We start from the raw sequence: 2835 nt of genomic DNA on the forward strand, positions 1-2835 counted from the left end.
ATATTTATAAGTTCTGTTTAAGTACTTGTCACTAAAATATAAGCATTTGCCACAAATGGGCAAGTAGTACTCGACCACATAAGTTTTGACTCTTCGCGAGACGTTAGATCCCCGACTTTTTAAAAAGTCGGGGATCTGTCCAACGTATCAAAATCTATTTGGTGAACTAGTAGTTGTAACTAACGTCCAAGCATTTATAACGACTATAACGACGGCTTTTTATGTTAGTAAACGTTTAAATATGCAAGGGAAAAGAGAAAAAGTATTTTCCGAAGTTTCTCTCTCCCCTTTCCCCATTTTCAAACATAGACACTATCACTGATCAAGTTGGTACTAACTCGCCAGGACGTAACTTAGACCATTTACCCTGTTCTCGTTTAAAACTGAGACATCCTACCACATCCCATTCCATTTCAATCACATCGCCTCGAGGACGGATGTTGACATTGATCGATGGTTCATTTGGCTCAAAATTTGGGGTTTCAGTCAAATGGGGCTGTTGGTGCTGGGTTTCTACCGCGTGGTAGGTGACACAACGGTCTACATAATGGCAATTTACGCAAATGCACATAATCGAACCTACTCCAGTACCTTTATAGTTAATCTAGCTTAAGCGAAAGCGTTATTCATTAGCTGCTGGGTTTATTTTTATTACATGACGATAAATCATTTGGTTCTTTCGACCTTAGCTCCCGAAAATTGGCCTTTTAGCATAGAATTTTTACCGCAACCAGCTTATATGGTGGGTGGTGTTGTTAGAGATGCTATTTTGGGAAGAACTCGCGAATATTTGGATTTAGATTTTGTTTTACCAGCAAATGCTGTCACAGTAGCGCGTCAAATTGCCAAGCATTACAAAGCTGGTTTTGTTCTCCTTGATTCAGAAAGACAAATTGCGCGGGTAGTGTTTCCTGATGCGACTGCTGACTTTGCTCAACAAGAAGGAATTAGCCTGGAAGTTGATTTACATAGGCGAGATTTTACAATAAATGCGATTACCTACAACCCCCACAGCCAAGAAATTATTGATCCTTTGCAAGGTTGTGCAGATATAGAAAAGCAGCTGTTGAGGATGATATCACCACAAAATTTGGAAGACGATCCTTTACGGTTATTGCGGGCTTATCGTCAAGCTTGCCAACTTGGCTTTACCATAGAAACAGATACGCAAGCTGCTATTCGTGGTTTGGCATCAAAGATAACCAGGGTTGCAGCAGAACGAGTCCGGGTAGAATTGGGTTATATGCTACCAAGTTCTCAAGGTAGTGTTTGGTTAATTACTGCTGGGAAAGACGGTTTACTAACACCTTTTTTCAAAAGTGCTACAGAAGAAAACTTGCAGAAACTATCGTTGGTTGATACAGCAGCTACTCAACTCACTTATGTCTGGCCACAACTCGGTGAACAACTGCAAAATCCTGTGCGCGATACCGTTAAAACTACTTGGCTAGGTATTGCTAAGCTTGCTTGTTTAGTTAACCCAAACCCAGAGATAGCAGAAATAGAACTGCAAGAACTTACTTACAGTCGTGCCGAAATTAAAGCTATTACCACCGCCCTGAAACTGTTCCCACAGTTACAAGCGCCCCTGATGACATTGCGAGAACAGTATTTTTTCTTTCAGGAAGCGGGGTCTGTATTTATATCTACAGCAGTCTTATCCGTAGTACACGGTCAGTCAGTAAAAGCGATCGCACCTTTAGTCAATCGCTATCTGAACCCTAATGATCTGGTCGCGCATCCTACCCCTTTAGTGAGTGGGAAGGACATAATGTTAGCACTAAACATTCCTGCTTCGCCACTAGTAGGAAAATTATTGACAGAAATAGCGATCGCTCAAATTGAAGGTAAAATTTATACAGCAACAGAAGCAATAGAATTGGCAGCAAAGCTAGTTGAAAGTGATGAAAGTTTTTAGTTGTTTGGAATACAAAACCCTCTGCGTTCCTCCGCGTTCACTTTGCGTCCCTCTGCGTTTTGCACTTATAAAACTTGAATTTCATCAAGTTGATTAATCACCACATCCGCACCTGCAACATTTTCTGGCTTACCGATCCAAGTAATACCAACACAACCAGCTGCGTTAGCGTTACGTGCCATTTGCATATCACCTGCAGAATCTCCCACCATGAGTGTCGTACCCGGTTCTACTCCTAATTTTTCACAAGCTTGTAAAAATAGCACTGGATCTGGTTTACTTGGCCCTTCATCTACCCCCATTTCTAGCTGGATATAATTACTCAATTGGTGATTTTCGACAAATTTTTGGACTTCAGCAGTTGTCGCTGCTGAGAGAATACCAAGTTTTAATCCTGCTTCTGATAAATACTTGAGGACTTCCAAACTACCAACAAATAAAGGTGAGGGAGTTTTACCAACGTATTTTTCTGCTTCTGCTAACGCTTGCTGTGCCAACTTTAATGACTCAAACCATCCCCGTCCAGTTTCGGCAATATATGCGGCGGCGGCTACTTCTGTTTCTCGACGACTTGCCACTGAAATCAAACCTGCTGGATCGAGAGTATCACCATTGACACCAAACGCCATTAACAATGGTTCCCCAATTCCGGGAAATTGTGCGTCTATGATTCTTGCTCCTTTTTGAGCAAGCGATCGCAAGAATAATTCTGAGTCTTCGAGAGTACCATTTTTATCAAATAAGATAGCTTGGATATTAGTAAAAGTGATATTTTTACACTTAATAGTTACCAAGAGTTTCTCCTCATCAATTTTGTCTAATGGCTTACGATATTATGCTTGGTTGTTGGGCATTGGTCATTGGGCATGGAAAAATCATTAGTTACTATCTTAATTACCAATTACCTATTAAGTAGG

General features: G+C 40.9%; 3 protein-coding genes. 1 reads left to right on the forward strand and 2 read right to left on the reverse strand.

From position 1 onward, the window contains the following. Positions 1-322 precede the first annotated feature (322 nt). Entirely contained in the window at positions 323-571 is a 249-nt protein-coding gene (locus UYI_RS0121880; protein WP_016868817.1) for a Ycf34 family protein, read from the reverse strand. 84 nt (positions 572-655) lie between these two features. Between UYI_RS0121880 and UYI_RS0121885 the strand changes: the two genes are divergently transcribed. Next, positions 656-1918, forward strand: coding sequence for a tRNA nucleotidyltransferase/poly(A) polymerase family protein (locus UYI_RS0121885; protein ID WP_016868818.1), 1263 nt, complete (start codon positions 656-658; stop codon positions 1916-1918). A 65-nt stretch (positions 1919-1983) separates the two neighbouring features. Here UYI_RS0121885 and UYI_RS0121890 read toward each other — a convergent pair whose 3' ends face one another. Then, the gene (locus UYI_RS0121890; RefSeq protein WP_016868819.1) at positions 1984-2712 is read right to left on the reverse strand and encodes an HAD family hydrolase; all 729 of its coding nucleotides are present in this window, start codon (positions 2710-2712) and stop codon (positions 1984-1986) included. Positions 2713-2835: the final 123 nt, after the last annotated feature.

The organism is Fischerella muscicola PCC 7414 (assembly GCF_000317205.1).
In the GTDB taxonomy this organism is placed as follows: Bacteria; Cyanobacteriota; Cyanobacteriia; order Cyanobacteriales; family Nostocaceae; genus Fischerella; species Fischerella muscicola.

Coding starts and splice junctions, on each gene's coding strand:
- UYI_RS0121880 (WP_016868817.1), bottom strand. CDS start 571: ATGTGCATTTGCGTAAATTGCCATTATGTAGACCGTTGTGTCACCTAC.
- UYI_RS0121885 (WP_016868818.1), top strand. CDS start 656: ATGACGATAAATCATTTGGTTCTTTCGACCTTAGCTCCCGAAAATTGG.